Source organism: Paenibacillus jamilae (assembly GCF_050482105.1).
Classification (GTDB): Bacteria; Bacillota; Bacilli; order Paenibacillales; family Paenibacillaceae; genus Paenibacillus; species Paenibacillus jamilae_B.
In genome coordinates, this window is sequence record NZ_JBCNHI010000057.1 from 1 (window position 1) to 893 (window position 893).

At 54.6% G+C, this 893-nt stretch carries 1 protein-coding gene; it reads left to right on the forward strand.

Features of this window, described 5'->3' with window-relative positions:
* On the forward strand, window positions 1-893 hold an 893-nt coding region (locus tag ABEW32_RS26255; protein WP_430193232.1), incomplete at both ends, for a condensation domain-containing protein.

Sequence of the window (893 nt, forward strand, 5' to 3'; positions counted from 1 at the left end):
CTGCATCAGTTCGACCCGCAGGATGTGAACTACAACATGCCGTCGGTGCTGCAAGTGAGCGGCCCGCTGGATGTGACACGAGTGGAACATGTATTCCGTCAACTGATCGCCCGTCATGCGACCTTGCGTACTCGCTTTGAGCTCATCGACAGCGAGCCAATGCAATGGATCGAGGACACCGTGCCATTTGCGGTGGAATATACGAAGGTACTGGCAGCAGCTACGACTGTGGACACAGATGTCAACATAGAAGCCCAACAGCTGGTGAGTCGCTTTGTCCGTCCGTTTGATCTACAAGCTGCACCGCTGCTGCGGGTAGGCTTGGTGGATCTGGGCGTTCAGGGAGTAGAGCAGGAATCTCAATATTTGCTCATGCTCGATATGCACCATATCGTCTCGGATGGGGTGTCCCTAGAGGTCCTGACCGACGAATTTGTCCGCTTGTATGACGGTGAAGAGCTAGCGCCATTGCGGATTCAGTACAAGGATTATGCCGTATGGCAACAAAGCGAGGCCCATCAGGAGTGGATGCAGCGTCAGGAAACGTACTGGCTGAACACCTTCCGGGGTGAGCTACCTGTACTGGATCTCTCCACTGACTTTGCCCGTCCAGCGGTGCAGAGTACGGCAGGGGATACGATCGAATTTGTACTGGGGCGTGAGGTGAGTGAACGCCTGAAAGAACTGGCGGCGCAAACCGGCGCTACCCTGTATATGGTGTTGCTGGCGGCGTACACCACGCTCCTACACAAATACACAGGCCAAGAGGACATCGTCGTTGGCACGCCGATTGCCGGACGACCGCATACGGAGCTCAGTAATCTGGTCGGTGTGTTCATTAACACACTGGCGATCCGTAATTATCCGTCCAGTGACAAATCGTTCCTAGATTA